General features: G+C 70.0%; 15 protein-coding genes and 1 tRNA gene. 11 read left to right on the top strand and 5 right to left on the bottom strand.

Annotation, left to right across the window (positions count from 1 at the left end; genetic code table 11):
• Window positions 1-67: 67 nt before the first annotated feature.
• Window positions 68-2824, bottom strand: a complete 2757-nt coding sequence (aceE, locus tag MYF83_RS03825; protein WP_372500083.1) for a pyruvate dehydrogenase (acetyl-transferring), homodimeric type — start codon at window positions 2822-2824, stop codon at window positions 68-70.
• A 380-nt stretch (window positions 2825-3204) separates the two neighbouring features.
• Here aceE and MYF83_RS03820 point away from each other — a divergent pair, with 380 nt between their 5' ends.
• Genes MYF83_RS03820 through MYF83_RS03805 form a run of 4 tightly spaced genes read left to right on the top strand, consistent with a single transcriptional unit; the run spans window position 3205 to window position 6725 of the window.
• Entirely contained in the window at window positions 3205-3729 is a 525-nt protein-coding gene (locus MYF83_RS03820) for a hypothetical protein (RefSeq protein WP_248958747.1), read from the top strand.
• Between the two features lie 4 nt (window positions 3730-3733).
• Window positions 3734-4774 (top strand): peptidoglycan-binding protein, encoded by a 1041-nt coding sequence (locus MYF83_RS03815; protein WP_248958746.1) that lies wholly within the window; start codon window positions 3734-3736, stop codon window positions 4772-4774.
• A complete protein-coding gene (locus tag MYF83_RS03810) occupies window positions 4771-5529 on the top strand; it encodes an ABC transporter ATP-binding protein (RefSeq protein ID WP_248958745.1) in 759 nt (252 codons plus the stop codon). Before MYF83_RS03815 ends, MYF83_RS03810 begins: the two co-directional genes overlap by 4 nt.
• Entirely contained in the window at window positions 5526-6725 is a 1200-nt protein-coding gene (locus MYF83_RS03805; protein ID WP_248958744.1) for an ABC transporter permease, read from the top strand. The genes MYF83_RS03810 and MYF83_RS03805 overlap by 4 nt, the downstream gene beginning before the upstream one ends.
• 87 nt (window positions 6726-6812) lie before the next feature.
• On the opposite strand, the gene MYF83_RS03800 is transcribed toward MYF83_RS03805, so the two are convergent.
• Together MYF83_RS03800 and MYF83_RS03795 are read right to left on the bottom strand one after the other, a co-directional pair.
• Complete coding sequence (locus tag MYF83_RS03800) at window positions 6813-7475, bottom strand: response regulator (protein WP_248958743.1); 663 nt, start codon at window positions 7473-7475, stop codon at window positions 6813-6815.
• A complete protein-coding gene (locus MYF83_RS03795) occupies window positions 7472-9208 on the bottom strand; it encodes a HAMP domain-containing sensor histidine kinase (RefSeq protein WP_248958742.1) in 1737 nt (578 codons plus the stop codon). Before MYF83_RS03795 ends, MYF83_RS03800 begins: the two co-directional genes overlap by 4 nt.
• Between MYF83_RS03795 and MYF83_RS43580 the strand changes: the two genes are divergently transcribed.
• From MYF83_RS43580 to MYF83_RS03755, 7 genes are all read left to right on the top strand, one after another.
• Window positions 9184-9525 carry a DUF1918 domain-containing protein gene (locus tag MYF83_RS43580; protein WP_308201398.1) on the top strand — a complete coding sequence of 114 codons (342 nt, stop codon included), beginning with the start codon at window positions 9184-9186 and terminating at the stop codon, window positions 9523-9525. The genes MYF83_RS03795 and MYF83_RS43580 overlap by 25 nt on opposite strands.
• 10 nt (window positions 9526-9535) lie before the next feature.
• Window positions 9536-9943, top strand: a complete 408-nt coding sequence (locus tag MYF83_RS03785; RefSeq protein ID WP_248958740.1) for a secondary thiamine-phosphate synthase enzyme YjbQ — start codon at window positions 9536-9538, stop codon at window positions 9941-9943.
• A 134-nt stretch (window positions 9944-10077) separates the two neighbouring features.
• On the top strand, window positions 10078-10506 hold the full coding sequence (locus MYF83_RS03780; protein ID WP_248958739.1) for a DUF3052 domain-containing protein: 429 nt from the start codon (window positions 10078-10080) through the stop codon (window positions 10504-10506).
• Window positions 10507-10654: 148 nt separating this feature from the next.
• A complete protein-coding gene (locus MYF83_RS03775; protein WP_248958738.1) occupies window positions 10655-11113 on the top strand; it encodes a peroxiredoxin in 459 nt (152 codons plus the stop codon).
• A 48-nt stretch (window positions 11114-11161) separates the two neighbouring features.
• Window positions 11162-11488 (top strand): hypothetical protein, encoded by a 327-nt coding sequence (locus MYF83_RS03770; protein WP_248958926.1) that lies wholly within the window; start codon window positions 11162-11164, stop codon window positions 11486-11488.
• Window positions 11489-11688: 200 nt separating this feature from the next.
• Window positions 11689-12984: an ROK family protein gene (locus MYF83_RS42375; protein WP_279339067.1), complete on the top strand. Its 1296-nt coding sequence runs from the start codon at window positions 11689-11691 to the stop codon at window positions 12982-12984.
• Window positions 12985-13019: 35 nt separating this feature from the next.
• Window positions 13020-13094, top strand: a tRNA-Val gene (locus MYF83_RS03755).
• Window positions 13095-13150: 56 nt separating this feature from the next.
• Here the strand turns inward: MYF83_RS03755 and MYF83_RS03750 are convergent.
• Complete coding sequence (locus tag MYF83_RS03750) at window positions 13151-14317, bottom strand: tyrosine-type recombinase/integrase (RefSeq protein WP_248958737.1); 1167 nt, start codon at window positions 14315-14317, stop codon at window positions 13151-13153.
• Window positions 14314-16014, bottom strand: a complete 1701-nt coding sequence (locus tag MYF83_RS03745) for a helix-turn-helix domain-containing protein (protein WP_248958736.1) — start codon at window positions 16012-16014, stop codon at window positions 14314-14316. Before MYF83_RS03745 ends, MYF83_RS03750 begins: the two co-directional genes overlap by 4 nt.
• Window positions 16015-16119 lie beyond the last annotated feature (105 nt).

Genomic DNA, 16119 nt, shown 5'->3' with positions numbered 1-16119 from the left:
CCGACGGTGAAACGACGGCGGGCCCCCGCGCGGTCGCGCGGAGGCCCGTCGAGAGAACCCGGGAGGATCAGACTCCCATGGACTGCGTCTCGTTGCTCTCAGGGGTCGGCTGGGCGACGACCTCGGTGACGCCGTTCTTCAGGTGGTAGCGCGCGATGGCTTCGCGCAGGACCTCCTGCTTGACCTCGCCGCGCTTGGCCAGCTCGGTGAGCACCGCCAGGGTGATCGACGCGGCGTCCACGTGGAAGTGGCGGCGCAGCGCCGAGCGGGTGTCCGACAGGCCGAAGCCATCGGTGCCGAGCGAGGCCCAGTCACCGGGGACCCAGCGGGCGATCTGGTCGGGAACGGCCCGCATGTAGTCGCTGACGCCCACGAAGGGACCCCTGACCTTCGACAGCACCTTCGTGACGTAGGGGACGCGCTGCTCGGACTCGGGGTTGAGCAGGTTGTGCTCGTCGCAGGCGAGCGCGTCGCGGCGCAGCTCCGACCACGAGGGCGCGGACCACACCTCGGCCGCGACGCCCCACTCCTCGGCGAGCAGGCGCTGCGCCTCGAGGGCCCAGCGGCCGGCCACGCCGGAGGCGAGGATGTTCGCCCGGGGGCCCTCGATGTCGGGGGCCGGGGCGAACCGGTAGAGGCCCTTGAGCACTCCCTCGACGTCGAGGTCCTCCGGCTCGGCCGGCTGCGGGTAGGGCTCGTTGTAGACGGTGAGGTAGTAGAAGATGTCCTCGGGCTTCTCGCCGTACATGCGGCGCAGGCCGTCCTGCACGATGTGGGCGATCTCGAACGCCCACGCCGGGTCGTACGACACGGCGGCGGGGTTCGTCGAGGCGATCAGCGGCGTGTGGCCGTCCTCGTGCTGGAGGCCCTCGCCGTTGAGCGTGGTGCGACCGGCGGTCGCGCCGAGCAGGAAGCCCCGGCCCATCTGGTCGCCGAGCTGCCACATCTGGTCGGCGGTGCGCTGGAACCCGAACATCGAGTAGAAGATGTAGATCGGGATCATGTGCTCGCCGTGGGTGGCGTATGCGGTGCCGGCGGCGATGGTCGAGCCCATGGAGCCCGACTCGCTGATGCCCTCATGCAGGATCTGGCCCTCGACCGACTCCTTGTACGACAGCAGCAGGTTGCGGTCGACCGCGTCGTAGGTCTGCCCGTGCGGGGAGTAGATCTTGGCGGTCGGGAACATCGCGTCGATGCCGAAGGTGCGGGCCTCATCGGGGATGATCGGCACGAACCGCGCGCCGATCTCCTTGTCGCGCATGAGGTCCTTGAGCAGGCGGACGAACGCCATGGTCGTGGCGACGTTCTGCTTGCCCGAGCCCTTCTTCAGGTCGGCGTAGACCTTGTCGCCGGGGAGCTTGAGCGGCTTGGCCCGCGTGACGCGCTTCGGCAGGTACCCGCCGAGCGCCGCGCGGCGCTCCCGCATGTAGGCGATCTCCTCGTCGTTCTCGCCCGGGTGGAAGTACGGGGGCATCTCGCCCTCGAGGTCCTTGTCGGGGATCGGGAGGTAGAGCCGGTCGCGGAACTCCTTCAGCTCGGCCTTGGTCATCTTCTTCATCTGGTGCGTGGCGTTGCGCGCCTCGAAGTCCTTGCCGAGAGTCCATCCCTTGATGGTCTGGGCGAGGATGACCGTGGGCTGGCCGACGTGCTCGCGTGCCGCCTTGAATGCCGCGTAGACCTTGCGGTAGTCGTGGCCGCCGCGCGACAGCTTGCGGATGTCGTCGTCGGAGAGGTGCTCGACCATCTTGCGCAGCCGAGGGTCGTCGCCGAAGAAGTTCTCCCGGATGTACTCACCGGACTCGACGGAGTAGGTCTGGAACTGACCGTCGGGGGTGGTGTTCATCTTGTTGACGAGCACGCCGTCGACGTCGGCGGCGAGGAGCTGGTCCCACTCGCGGCCCCAGACGACCTTGATGACGTTCCAGCCGGCGCCCCGGAAGAACGACTCGAGCTCCTGGATGATCTTGCCGTTGCCGCGTACAGGCCCGTCGAGCCGCTGCAGGTTGCAGTTGATGACGAACGTGAGGTTGTCGAGCTCCTCGCGGGAGGCGAGGCCGATGGCGCCGAGCGACTCGGGCTCGTCCATCTCGCCGTCGCCGAGGAAGCACCACACGTGGCTGCGGCTGGTGTCCTTGATCTTCCGGTTCAGCAGATAGCGGTTGAACCGCGCCTGGTAGATCGCGCCGATCGCGCCGAGGCCCATGGAGACCGTGGGGAACTCCCAGAAGTCGGGCATCAGGCGCGGGTGCGGGTAGGACGGCAGGCCCTTGAAGCCGTGGGAGAGCTCCTGCCGGAAGGCGTCGAGCTGCGACTCGTTCAGGCGGCCTTCCAGGAACGCCCGGGCGTAGATGCCCGGAGCGGCGTGACCCTGGATGAACACCTGGTCACCCGACTCGCCGTGGTCCTTGCCGCGGAAGAAGTGGTTGAAGCCCACTTCGTACAGCGACGCGGCCGAGGCGTAGGTGGCGATGTGGCCGCCGACGTTGGTGCGGGCGTTGGCCCGGGTCACCATGACGGCGGCGTTCCACCGGGTGTAGGCCCTGATGCGGCGCTCGACGTACTCGTCGCCCGGGAACCAGGGCTCCCGCTCTGGCGGGATGGTGTTGATGTAGTCGGTGCTCCGCAGCCCTGGCACCCCCACCTGATGCTCGCGCGCGCGCTCGAGCAGGCGCAGCATCAGATAGCGGGCTCGGCTACGACCCTCCGTCTTGACGACGGTGTCAAGCGACTCGAGCCATTCCTGGGTCTCGCTGGGATCGACATCAGGCAGCTGGCTGGGTAGGCCGTCGCTGATGATCGAGAAACGCTGGCGTCCGGAAGCCACTGGGTCTCGCCTTCCGAGGATGGACTGGTAAGCCTCTTCTTCGATGTCTAGGTCGCCTTCCATCCTGGCCGCTTACTCCGGAAAGTGCATCTCTACCGTCCGGTAACCAAGATGTCCCTGCTGGCAGGGGCGGAATCATGGCCTAGACCACCGATGGTAGGACGATTCTTCCAGCACGCAACATTCCGCACAGAACCGGGGGGTCCGTTGGTGACCTGATCGGGGCCCCTCAGGGGTCCCGCACTCCGCACCCTCCCCCTCGGGAGGGAGTTCCAACCCCGCTCGGGCGCGATGTGCGAACAGGCCGGAGGCGGAAGCCTAAGACGCACGGCTTCCGAGCCGCAAGATCGGCCTCATCCCTCGGCACAGGTAGGGAACCCATGATCCGAAGAACCACGGCACTGCTCGCCCTCGCCGCCGCGCTGGTGGGATGCGGCCCCGCGGCGGGCGCCCCGGCGTCCACCCCGACCCCGAGCGCGACGGCCGGCGGAATCCCGGCCGTCTACCGGGAGCTCGCCCAGTGCATCAGGACCCACGGGGTGCCGAACTTCCCCGACCCGGTGCTCAACTCGCGTACCGGCAAGGTGGACATCCCGCCCGGCACCGCCAAGCCCAGCGAGAGCGTCATGCGGGCGTGCCAGTCCATCGTCGACCGCATCCCGGCCTCCGACAAGGGCAGGCCGGCGACGCCGGCCGAACTGGACCGGCTCCGCCGGCTGGCGCGGTGCATGCGCGACAACGGGCTGCGCGACTGGCCCGACCCCGACGCCCAGGGCGACTTCCCGATGCCGAAGCGGCTGAGGGACCTCGGCAAGAGGGCCATGCGCAGCCAACTGGAGGCCTGCCGGCAGTACTTCCCCGAGAAGGGCATCTCGGTGAAAGACCCGGCGGGTTCCGGTGGCTAGGGCGGTGGGCGCCTCGCTCGCGGGGGTCGCCGTCCTCGCGCTGGCCGGAGGCGGCTGGGCCCTGCTCCGTGCCGAACCCCCGGCCCCCGCCGCAGGACCCGTCACCACCGGCACCGTCCCGGTGACCCTGGGGGACGTGGCCGACCGGCTGCAGGTGAACGGCACCCTGACCTACGACGGCGCCTACAGGGTCAACGGCGCCGGAGGCGTCGTCACGCGGCTGCCGAAGATCGGGACGACGATCACCCGCGGGCACGCCCTCTACGAGGCCGACGGCAGGAAGGTGCCCCTGATGTACGGCTCGCGTCCCGCCTGGCGCGCGTTCGCCCTCGGCATGACCCCCGGCCCGGACGTCGAGCAGCTCGAGCGCAACCTGCGGGCCCTCGGCTACACCGGGTTCACCGTGGACCGGAGCTACAGCCTGTCCACCTACTACGCCGTGCGCAGGTGGCAGCACGACGCGCGCCTTCCCGTCACCGGCGCCGTGCCGCTGGGACAGGTGGTCTTCCTGCCACGGCCGCTCCGCGTGACCGGCCACGACGCCTCGGCCGGCGACCCGGCGAGCGGGCGCGTCCTTCACGGGACGAGCGCGGTGCCCGTCGTGTCGGTCGAGCTTGACCCGAGCATGGCGCCGTCCATCCGCAAGGGCGACAAGGTGATGGTGACCCTCCCCGACGGCCGCACGCGCAAGGGCAAGGTCGCCACGGTCAGCACGGTCGCGGTGACGGCGGCTTCCGGGCAGCAGGACGGCGGCCCGCCGCAGTCCTCGGTCCCGATCACCATCACGCTCTCGGGAAAGCCCGGCCGGACGCTCGACCAGGCCCTCGTCCAGGTCGAGATCACCTCGGAGCAGCACAAGAACGTGCTCACCGTGCCGATCCTCGCCCTGCTCGCCCGGCCCGGCGGCACGTTCGCGGTCGTGACGGTCGCCGGGAACCGCCACACCACCGTCCCGGTCGAGACCGGGCTGTTCGACGAGTCCGCGGGAACGGTCGAGGTGACCGGCGTCCCTGAAGGCGCCCAGGTGGAGGTGCCGGACGAATGACCGGTTCACCCGAGGAAAGACCATCCGGCCGGCCGGGAAGCGCGGTGCTGGAGCTCGAAGAGGTCCGCAAGATGTACCCGGGCGAGCCGCCCGTCGAGTCGGTCCGCGGCGTCACGCTCACCGTCGAGGCTGGGGAGATGGTGGCCATGCTCGGGCCCTCCGGCTCGGGGAAGTCCACTCTGCTCCACCTCATGGCCGCGCTCGACCGTCCCACCTCCGGATCCGTGCGGATCGCGGGCCACGCCGTGGCGGCGTACGGGGACCGGCGGCTCGCCGGGCTGCGCGCCCACCACGTCGGCGTGGTCTTCCAGCAGTTCTTCCTGCTGGAAAGCCTGACGGCGCTGGAGAACGTGGCCACCGGGCTGCTCTACCGCGGCGTGCCCGCCGCCGAGCGCCGCCGCCTCGCGGCCGACGCGCTCGCCAGGGTAGGGCTCGCGCACCGGACCGGGCATCGGTCGGCCAAACTGTCGGGCGGCGAGCGCCAGAGGGTGGCCATCGCCCGCGCCCTCGTCGGACGCCCCTCCATCGTCTTCGCCGACGAGCCCACCGGCAACCTCGACTCGGCGAACGGAACAGAGATCATTTCCCTCCTCCGGGAGCTGAACGGACAGGGGACCACTCTGGTGATCGTCACCCACGACTCCGAGATCGCCGCCGCCTGCCGCCGCAGGGTGGACATCCGCGACGGCCAGGTCGTCGGAGAGCATCGCGTGTCCGGCGCCGTGACGCCCGCTGCCACGGCGGACCGGCGATGAGCGCCGGTACGCTCAGCCGGCTGCGCGCCGCCGACCTGCTCGCCGTGGGGACGCTCGGGCTGCGCGCCCGCCGGACGCGGGCCGTGCTGTCGGCGCTCGGCATCGCCATCGGGATCGCCGCGATCGTCGCCGTCCTCGGGGTCACGCGGTCCAGCCAGGCGGCGCTCCTCCAGCAGATCGACCTGCTCGGCACCAACCTGCTGACCGTGGCCAGCGGCAGGGACCTCGGCGGCGCGGAGGCCCCGCTGCCGGCCGACGCCACACGCATGATCCGCCGCGTAGACGGCGTTGCCGGAGTCGCCCCCACCACTCAGCTGACCTCGAAGAACGTCTACCGCAACGAGCACGTGCCCGTGGGCCAGACCGGGGGCCTGGCCGTACGAGCCTGCGACGCCGCGCTGCTCACGACCCTTGACGGCAAGGTGCGGCAGGGCCGCTTCCTCGACGCCGCCACCGCCCGCAACCCGGTCGTCGTGCTCGGCTACCAGGCGGCCCGGATCCTCGGGATCAGCCGGGTCGACGCCGCGACGCGGGTCTGGATCGGCGACCACTGGTACACCGTGTCCGGGATCCTCGATCCGCTGGTCCTGGCCCCGGAGATCGACCGGTCCGCCCTGGTCGGATTCCCGGTGGCCGAGAAGCTCCTCGGCTACGACGGCCACCCCAGCCGGCTGTACGTCCGCGCGCGGCAGGAGCGGGTGGACGCCGTGGCGGGCCTGCTCGGGGCCACCACCAACCCCGCCCACCCCGACCAGGTCGACGTGGCCCGCCCCTCGGACGCCCTCACCGCGCGCGTCGCCGTCGCCGAGTCGTCCGCGGCGCTCTTTCTCGGTCTCGGAGCCATCGCGCTGCTGGTCGGCGGCATCGGCATCGGCAACATCATGGTCATCTCGGTGCTGGAGCGGCGCGGCGAGATCGGCCTGCGCCGTGCCCTCGGGGCGACCCGGCGGCACGTGGCCGGGCAGTTCCTGACCGAGTCGCTCGTACTGGCGGCCTTCGGCGGCGCCGGGGGAGTGCTGATCGGCTGCGCGGTCACGCTCGCCCTGGCACGCTCCCGGGGCTGGACGGTGCTCATCCCGGTGGAAGGGCTGTGGGGCGGGTTCGCGGTCGCCGTGATCGTCGGAGCCCTGGCAGGCCTGTATCCGGCCCTGCGCGCCGCGCGCCTGCCCCCGACGGAGGCCCTCCGCACGGTCTGACCCCAGGGCCGGCGCGCTGCTCGCACGAGTTCTCCGACCTGATGGGCGGCTCCTCTGCCGGGGAGCCGCCCGTTCGGCGGTACCCGCTCATTCCCCCGGTTCGTCCGGGTCCAGTGCCTCCTCCAACGGGACGAGACCCTGCTGCAGAGCGAAGATGGCGGCCTGGGTGCGGTCGGCGACGCCGAGCTTGGCGAGGATGCTGGACACGTGGGTCTTCACCGTCTCCTTGCCCAGCGAGAGCGACCGGGCGATCTCGCCGTTCGACCGGCCCCGCGCGAGCGCGGTCAGCACTTCGCGTTCCCGGGGGGTCAGCGAGTCCAGCGGGGTGCGCCGCTCTCCCCGCCGCACCTGGCGCAGCAGGAGCGCCGCGATCCCCGGCTCCAGGACGCTGCCACCGTGCGCGGCGGCCCGGACGGCCTCGACCACCCGGTCCACCGCCGTGGTCTTCGGCAGGTAGGAGAGCGCACCCAGGCGTACGGCCGCGACGACCCGCTCGTCTTCCTGGAAGGAGGTCAGGACGATCACGGCGGGCCGGTGCGGGCCGAGTTCACGGAGCACGTCCAGGCCGTCCATGCCGGGCATCACCATGTCCAGCAGCATGACGGCCGGCCGCAGCGCCCGTACCGCGGCGAGGGCCCGCGCCCCGTCGGCGCACTCCCCGACGACCTCGATGCCCTCCTCCTGGTCGAGGACGAAACGCAGACCCTGCCGGACGACCTCGTGGTCGTCCACGATCATCACGCGGATCACGACGCCTCCACCGGCCGCAGGTCCTCGGCGGGGGGAGTCCCGGCGGGCAAGGCCGGGGCCGCCCGCCGCGCCGACGGAGCCGGTTCCAGGGCTGAGGGGGCCGCTTGGGCTGACGGGGCGGCGTGGGCTGATGGGGCGAGGGGGAGCGACGCGGCGTGGGCTGACGGGGCGATGGGGAGCGACGCGGACACCACCGTGCCGGCGCCGGGTTCGCTGGTCACCGAGAACCGGCCGCCGAGCTCCTCCACCCGCTCCCGCATGAGCCCGAGGCCCATCCCATGGCTCAGCGGGGCGCAGGACGGGTCGAACCCGCGGCCGTCATCGGCGATCCGGACGTCGACCTCCTGACCGGTACGGCTCAGCCGCACGTCGATGCTCTGCGGTTCCGCGTGCTTGATGGCGTTGCCGAGGGCTTCCTGGGTCAGCCGCAGCACGGCGTGCTCGGCCGGCGGCGTCAGCGGCACCTCCTCCAAGGACGTGCGCACCGTGATGCCGAGACGGGTCTCGTAGGCGTGGCACAGCTCCTCGACCGCCGGGACCAGCCCCGCGTCCTCCAGCGCCACCGGGCGCAGCTCCAGCAGAAGCGCCTGCATCTCCCGCATCGTCCTGGCGGCCGTCCGCTCCATGGTCTCGGCCTCGCGCCGGAGCTCCTTGGGCGCGGCCCGCCGCATGCCCGCGGCGAGCAGGCTCAGGGAGAACAGGTCCTGCGAGATCGAGTCGTGCAGCTCGCGGGCGATCCTGGACCGTTCGGTATGGCGGGCGTCGGCCCGCGCGGAGAGCCGTATGGCCTCCACCGCGGCCCCGAGCTGCCCGGTCATCCGGTTGAAGCCGTCCTCGAGCAGGCTCACCTCGTCGCGTCCGGACACGGTGACCCTGGGCGCGAAGTCGCCCCCCGCCACGGCCGTCGTCACCTCGGCGAGCCGGGTGATCCGGCCGGTCAGCCGTCGCGTGCTGAGCATGCCGAACACCAGGCCGACCGGGACGACCAGCGCCAGGACCAGGGCGCCCGGCGCGAGCAGGGGGGTGGCGGAGTCGGCGAACGAGGCCATGACCGGGAAGTCGGCGGGTGCCTGCAGGTAGATGTATCCGACCGTCCGCAGCCCCTTGTCGCCCTTGCCGGAACCCTTCGTGGCGCCGGGCTCGGCGGACTCCCGGCCGCCGGCAGTAGGGGCGACCCCGTCGGGAACCTTCTGGGTGGCGGGGAGACCGCCGGCCGCCGGGACGAGGATCGGGCTGATCCACCAGCTCGCCAAGCCCCCCGGTGTCGTGCCCTCCCCTCCGCGTCCCGGGCCGCCCCAGGGCAGGGTGTCCACCAGCCGAGCGCCGGCCGGGTAGGAATCGATGGACGTGCTCGTGAGGATCTGCCCGTCGGTGTCGAGCAGCACCTCGACCGGAACGTCCATGGTCTTTCCCCGCACGAGCGTGACCGGCACCTCCTGCGCTCCGGTCCCCGCGGAACCCCCGAAGCCCGTCTCGCTGGAGGAGGACTTCATCGCCACGGAGAGCAGAGTGCGCTGATCGAGGCTCGGCGAGATCATGGACAGCTTCGTGGCCGTCGCACTCATGATCTTCGCGTCCTTGCCGGCCTGGTTCTGCAGGCGTGCGAAGAGATCCAAGCCGCTCGCCGAGGAGATCACGAAGCCCAGGAGTACCGCTTCCACGATGAGCACGGCCGCCGCGGTGACCAGAACGTAGGACGCCGCCGTCCGTGCGCGGAGCCCGAAGCGCCACATCTTGGCAGAGTAACGTTTCGGTGTTTATTTCCCCTCCCTCCGTCGGGGGAGGGTCTCTCCCTCTTTTCGCCGGGCACGAGCCGTATGAACCTGGAAGGGACCTCGAAGAAGGAGGGATCGGCGTGTACGCGACCATAGGCGATCGGCTGCTCGTGCACGGGACGACGGTGGGTGACAGAGATCGGCCGGGCTTGATCATCGAAGTCCGGGGACCCGACGGCTGCCCTCCGTACGTCGTTCGCTTCGACGACGGACACACCGGATTGGTGTTTCCCGGTCCGGATGCGATTGTCGTCCCAGTTCAGCGGGGATCATAAGATCCGTCAGGTGAGATCTCAGACGTTCGAGGTGAGGACCGGGGACAGAGAACGGGTGCACGACATCACCCGGCAGTGCGAGGAGTTCGCGCGCTCGTGTGGGGGAGACGGGCTGCTGCACGTCTTCGTCCCGCACGCGACGGCGGGGGTGGCGCTGCTGGAGCTCGGCTCCGGCAGCGACGAAGATCTCCTCAGTCTGCTCAGCGACCTGCTGCCGGCCGACGACCGGTGGCGCCACGCCCACGGCTCGCGCGGTCACGGCAGGTCGCATGTGATGCCGGCGCTGATCCCGCCGTACGCGACCGTTCCCGTCCTGGACGGGCGGCTGGCACTGGGAACATGGCAGTCGGTCGCGATCGTCGACCTCAACGTCGACAACCCGGAACGGCGTGTTCGTTTGTCGTTTTTGTCGGACTAACAGATAACGGTGCGGGTCACCGGTCGTGGCGACCGTTGACGACGATGGGTCACAGCGTGTGGACTGTGCCGAAGCGGCCTCGCAGGGGCCGGTAAACCGCATAGGGCGGGGCCATCCAAGCAGGAGGGATAAACGTGAGCGCGACCGCGGGTCAGGCGCAGGGCGAGCGCGGCCTGGCCGAGCGACTCGGTCTGAAGCCGGGTCAGGTGGTGCAGGAGATCGGCTGGGACGAGGACTCCGACGAGGAGCTTCGCCAGTCGATCGAGGAGCTGACCGGCAACGAACTGGTCGACGAGGACTCCGAAGAGGTCATCGACGTCGTGCTGCTGTGGTGGCGTGACGGGGACGGAGACCTGTTCGACGCCTTGAGTGATGCGATGGCCGGGCTGGCCGACGGTGGCCAGATCTGGCTGCTGACTCCCAAGGTGGGACGGGATGGCCACGTCGAGCCGAGCGACATCGGGGAGGACGCCACCACGGCCGGCCTCTCTCAGACCAGCAGCGTCAGCGCGGCCCGCGACTGGTCGGGCACGCGACTCGTCGCTCCCAAGGGCCGCCGCTAGTCGTCACCCGAGGGCGTCGCCGAAGCTCCACGATCGCTTCCCTGCCGTACGGCTGACACAGGCCGTACGGCAGGATTGATGCGCGCCGATTGTCCATCGTTCATCTTTTGGGCACCGTCCAGGCGTTCTCTGTGGGGAAAGGACCGACATGGCTGTCGAGGTGGGGGACAAGGCCCCGGACTTCGAGTTGAAGGACCAGCACGGCACGCCCGTGAGGCTGAGCGAGCTGCGCGGCAACCGGGTCGTGCTCGTGTTCTACCCGCTGGCCTTCAGCGGCATCTGCCAGGGCGAGCTCTGCGCCATCCGCGACGAGTTCGTCACCTCGGTCCCCGAAGACGTGCGGGTCCTCACCGTGTCCGTCGACTCGGTGTTCAGCCAGCGGGCGTGGGCCGACAAGGAAGGCTTCACCTTCTCGATGCTGTCGGACTTCTGGCCGCACGGCGAGGTGGCCCGGGCGTACGGTGTCTTCGATGAGCAGAGGGGTCTCGCGCTGCGCGGCACCTTCGTCATCGACGGTGAGGGCGTGGTTCGCTGGAAGGCAGTGAACCCGATCCCCTCGGCGCGCGACATCTCCGAGTACCACAAGGTGCTCGAGCAAGTCTCCTAGTGATGTGCGCCGGGCGCGGGCCCGGCGAAGATGAAGGCGGTGGCGACGATGCCCTGCTATCGGTGCGGGGTCCGGCAGACGGACCCGGTGCGCGGCGCGAGCCCGTGGCGGCGCGGCGTGCGCCGCGAGACCCAGGTGCTCATCTGCCCGGCCTGCCAGCGCGAGCACGACCTCGACCACTGCCGATCCTGCGGCTCCACCATGCTGATCTGCAGGCTCGGCGAGGTCGAGTGCCGCACGTGCGGCGCGGTACGGCTCGCCAACTCCGGCGAGGCCGAGGACGGGCCGTCACTGGTGCGGGCAGGCGCCCCGGGCCTGTCGGAAGAGGTCGAAGCCGCCCTCAGCCGCGTCCTCGGCCGACACCCCACCTCCTGACCGGCCGGCCGCCCTCGGCAGGTGCCCGCACCTCCCGTGGGTCGGCCACCACCCTCGCCGTCCTCCGGTTTTGACTCATGCATACATATGGGCAAAACTGCGCGGGAATGCGCAACCCGCCGGGCCTTGAAGAACGTGGAAGAGGGGAAGAACCCGGTGCACGAGTCCAACCACGCGAGTTCGTCCACCGGAGCGACGGCATGAGCACGAAGACCTACGTCGTCGCCCTCGACGTCGGCGGCACCTCTATGAAAGGCGGCCTGGTCGGCTCCAACGGCGAGGTCCTCCTCACCGACCGCCGTCCGACCCCGCGCGACGAAGGCCCCCTGCGCGTCATCGAGACGATCCGCGCCTTCATCGACGACCTCGCCGAAGCCGGCCGCAACCTCCTCTCCGGCAAGGGCACGCCATCCGCCTTCGGCTCACAGGCCTCCCGTAGCGGCAGCGGTATGCCGTCCGCCTTCGGTTCGCAGGACCCCCGTAGCGGCATGCCCTCGGGCGACGGCGTGCCGTCCGGCGTCGGGCTCGCCGTGCCGGGACTGGTCACCTCCGACACCGCCGTCTACTCCGCGAACATCGGCTGGAGGGACGTCCCCGCCGCCGACTTCACCTCGTTGGACGTGCCCGTCCGGCTCGGTCACGACGTGCGAACCGGAGGCCTGGCCGAGCGGATCCTGGGCGCCGGCCGAGCCGAGCCCGACTTCCTGTTCCTCCCGATCGGCACCGGGATCGCCGGAGCAATGATCATCTACGGCGAGCCGTACGGCGGATCGTCAGGATGGGGCGGCGAGATCGGCCACATCCCGGTCTTCCCCGGCGGCGAACGCTGCGCCTGCGGCCAGATCGGCTGCCTGGAGACCTACGCCTCCGCCGCCTCGGTCGCCCGCCGTTACACGGAAAGACTCAGCCGCGCCGCCTCCGTGGGAGCCCCCGCGGCCCCCGCGAGAGCCCCCATGGGAGCCCCCGCCACTTACGGAGGAGCAGCCTCCGCGGCCTCCACGGGGGCGCCCGCCACCTCCATGGGAACCCCTGCCAACTCCATGGGGGCGTCCGCCGCCCCGGCGGCAGCCCCCGCCGGTCGGACGTCCGGGACGAGCCCGACCGGCCTCCCCGGCGCCTCTTCCACAATCACCCACGTCTCCGCCGAGGACGTCGTGGCCCTGGCCATGCGGGGCGACCCGCACGCCTCCGCCGTCTGGGACGAGGCGCTGGAGGCCCTCTCGCTGGCCCTGGCCTCCTACACCCTCCTCCTCGACCCATCCTCCATCGTCATCGGCGGCGGCCTGGCAGAGGCCGGCGAGGCGCTCTTCGAGCCCCTTGCCGAACGTCTGCAAAGCCGGCTCACCTTCCGCGCGGCCCCTCCACTGCGGCACGCGGCCCTCGGCGTGAACGCGGGCATGCTCGGCGCCGCACTGCTCGGCTGGCAGGCGGCCGGCATCCCCGACGCGGGGTCCACCTGGGCGATCGATGTGCTGAGGTCGCCCTCTGTACCGTAGGGTGTACCCCACCCGCGCTCTGCGGAGAGCGTCCGGGGCGCTTAGCTCAGCGGTAGAGCACTCGCCTTACAAGCGAGGGGTCACTGGTTCGAACCCAGTAGCGCCCACCAGCCAAAACACCCCGTCCCTGATCTTCGGAACGGGGTGTGAGTGACTAAATGAGTGACTAACCCTCAGAGGCCCGACGGGGAAAGATCAGGTCCATGGCCGTCGCCCCTTCCTGCATCACCGGGCGGAGCTGCTTCCGATAGACCGTCTCGGTCACCACAGTGTTGCTGTGGCCGACCAGGCGCGAGATGTTCTCCAACGGGATCCCCGAGTCGGAGAGCAGAGACACGAAACTGTGCCGTGTCTCGCGCGGCGTCCACTCCTTCGGGTTGAGCCCCGCTTTCTCGACCACCTTCCGGAAGACACGTCGTACGTTGTGCGCGTCCAGTTCCGTGCCGACCTGCGAGGCGAACACGAGATCGTTCTCCCGCCATTTGCCGTCGGCCGCCTGTCGAGCGATCTCCTGACGCTCTTTATGCGCGCGGAGCGCGTCCACGCAGCGAGCGGGCATCGCCAGTGTGCGACGGGACTTCCTGGTCTTGGTGTCCCCGTTGAGGCGCACCGAGCGCCAGACCATGATGTGCGGCGGTATGGCAGGAGTGACGTCGGGCTTGCCCTCCAGGTCCACATGCGACCAGGTGAGCGCCCGTAGCTCTTCGGTACGAGCGCCGATGAGCAGGGACAGCACGAGGTAGGCGTGAATCGATGTTCCCGCAGCCGCCGTCAGCACGGCTTCCGCTTGGTCGAGAGAGAGTGCCTTGGACGGTCGACCGGCCCGCCCTTCCGGGATCTCACAGAGCGCGACCACGTTACGGCGCACCTTGTCGCGCTTCTGAGCATTGCTCACGGCACGGTTCATGATCCCATGGAGAATCTTGAGCGAGCGGGTGCTCAGCGTTGACGACTTCGCAGCGAGCCACTTGTCCACGTCTTCGGCCGTCAGTTCACGCAGCTTCCGCGCACCCAACTCCGGCACGATGTGGGTTTCCGCATACGTCGTGTACATCGTGATCGTTGTGTCGGCGCGACCGCTAAGGCCATAGGTGAGCCAGTACTTCACTGCCTCTGCCACCGTGTAGCTGGCCGGGACCGCCGCGAGCCCGTCCTCGTAATCGCGAAGCATCTCCTTCAGCTTCTCCTTGGCCTCGGTCTTGGTCTTGCCGCTGGCCTTCTTCGTGATCCGCTTGCCGCGTGCGTCGAAGCCGAGGCTTGCGGTCGCGATCCAGCGTTGACGTGCTTCGTCCCAGTGCAGGCCGCCATCTCCGCGGCTGCGTCGTGCGGTCATGAGGCTGCCCTCGCTTCCTGTTCGAGGAGTGCGATGTAGTCCGAGATAGCCGAGGCCGGGATCAGCCGGGTACGGCCTTGAGTAACGGAGCGGAGCCGTCCGGTCCTGATCTGCTCGTAGATCACGGTGCGGCTCATGCTGAGCAGGTGCATGGCGTCGCTGACGCGATAGAGCCGCTTGCCGTCGCTTCGGTCGGCTCGCATCATTCGGCCGCCCGCTGGGCCGGGATCGTGCGGGTGCTGGATGCTGTGCCGGATCTCCTCGGCCAAGATGGCTTCACCGGGGGAGTGGCCGCTTCCGGCGAATCGCCAGTGGCCGAGCACGAGCGTTGAGCCGTCCCCGAGTACGGGAAGCCCGTTGCGGTCGCGCGCCTCGGCGGCACGGTGATCGTCGCGTGCCTGCCGGAGAGCGCCCATGGTGGTGGAGTAACGGCGCGACTTGGTGGCGAAGTGACCGCGAAACCCCAGCATGTGCGCCCAAGGACGCAACCTCAGATGCGCGAGCTCCGACCGTGCGCCCAGCTCCCAGCACGTGCGGATCATGCACCGGGCATGCTCGGTCACCGGAAGCAGATCTAGCAAAAAGCCCGGCTTGAGTCCTGTGCCCTGACAGCCCGCGCACGAGGCAGCCGGACCGAGCCGTCCCTTCCCTCGGCAGGCCGAGCAGGACAGACGGTTATCGACGGTGCCCGACGCCTCAGCACCCTTGGTGGCGTACTTGGCGATGTAACCGGCCACCGCTTGCTCGCTGACCCCGTCCAGCGAGGCGCTGAGCAGGATGGGCCGGATGTCGAGCTGATCGCCCCAGACCAGCCGCCGCCGGCCAAGCTCGCTCTTGGCAGAGGTGACCTCCACGCGCCGGACCGCCGCCGGGATGGCCCCCACCAACAGTCCGTGATCGGCCCAGTCCGGGGGAAGGTCGGTGCCGCCCTCGGGACCATCCAGCCGGACGACGGCATGAAAGTGGACGAGGCCGCGCCGTTGATACTCGGCGACCTTGGCGAAGGAGACCCGGACCAGCTTGCCGAACGCGCGGCGGCTCATCCCCGCCTGCTTGGCAAGCTCGCGCCGCACTTCGAGAGTGAACCGGTGCCACAACACGCCCGCGTGCGCCTGCCACAGCACCGCGCCCACATAGTCGTAACACCCCATGCAGATCGGTTGCCCGAGCTCGGCATCCTGGGGCTCATGCCGTATGTGGCAGCCGACTGGCTGCCCGTGCTCACACACCCTGCAGCGAGCACGCGGCCGGCAGGGCCGCACCGTTCCGTTGTGCTCGCGCCGGCTGTGGACCGGCCCGAAGGAGGGGGCGGTCAAGGTCAGGAACACCCGAGGATGCATGCTGACCTGCTCAGGGATGCCCTTACCGCCGGACAGGCCCGCGCGGATCAGCTGGAAGGTGTCGGCCCGATAGAGCTCCGAGCAGGCCGCACAGACCGAGGCGCGCCGGTTGCCGCAGGGAACCAGCAGATGCCCTGAGGGTTCGTCAGCGGTCCGGTAGGAGTGCAGGACCTCACCGGTAGCCGTAGCGACGATGTGCGACTCGCCGGCCAGATGTACCGGGTTGGCGCACCCGCCGGTTGCGGCGACCATCGCGCGCCATCGCTCGTAGCCGGACGCGTTGATCACGTCTGTGAGATCGACCAGCCATTCCGGGTGCTGGCTGGCGGTGGGTCGGTCTTCCTCCTTCTCATCCATGGGGACCTCCTTCGCCTCGGTTCCGACATGCCCGGAGACGTGCTACGTCTGGGCCTACATCGACATGGTAGCCAACACGTGCTACGTCTTGTAAAGAGTGAATGA

This window comes from Sphaerisporangium perillae (genome assembly GCF_023276435.1).
Classification (GTDB): domain Bacteria; phylum Actinomycetota; class Actinomycetes; order Streptosporangiales; family Streptosporangiaceae; genus Sphaerisporangium; species Sphaerisporangium perillae.
Note: the sequence above shows the minus strand (reverse complement) of the source record. Positions and strands in the feature narration are given on the sequence as shown.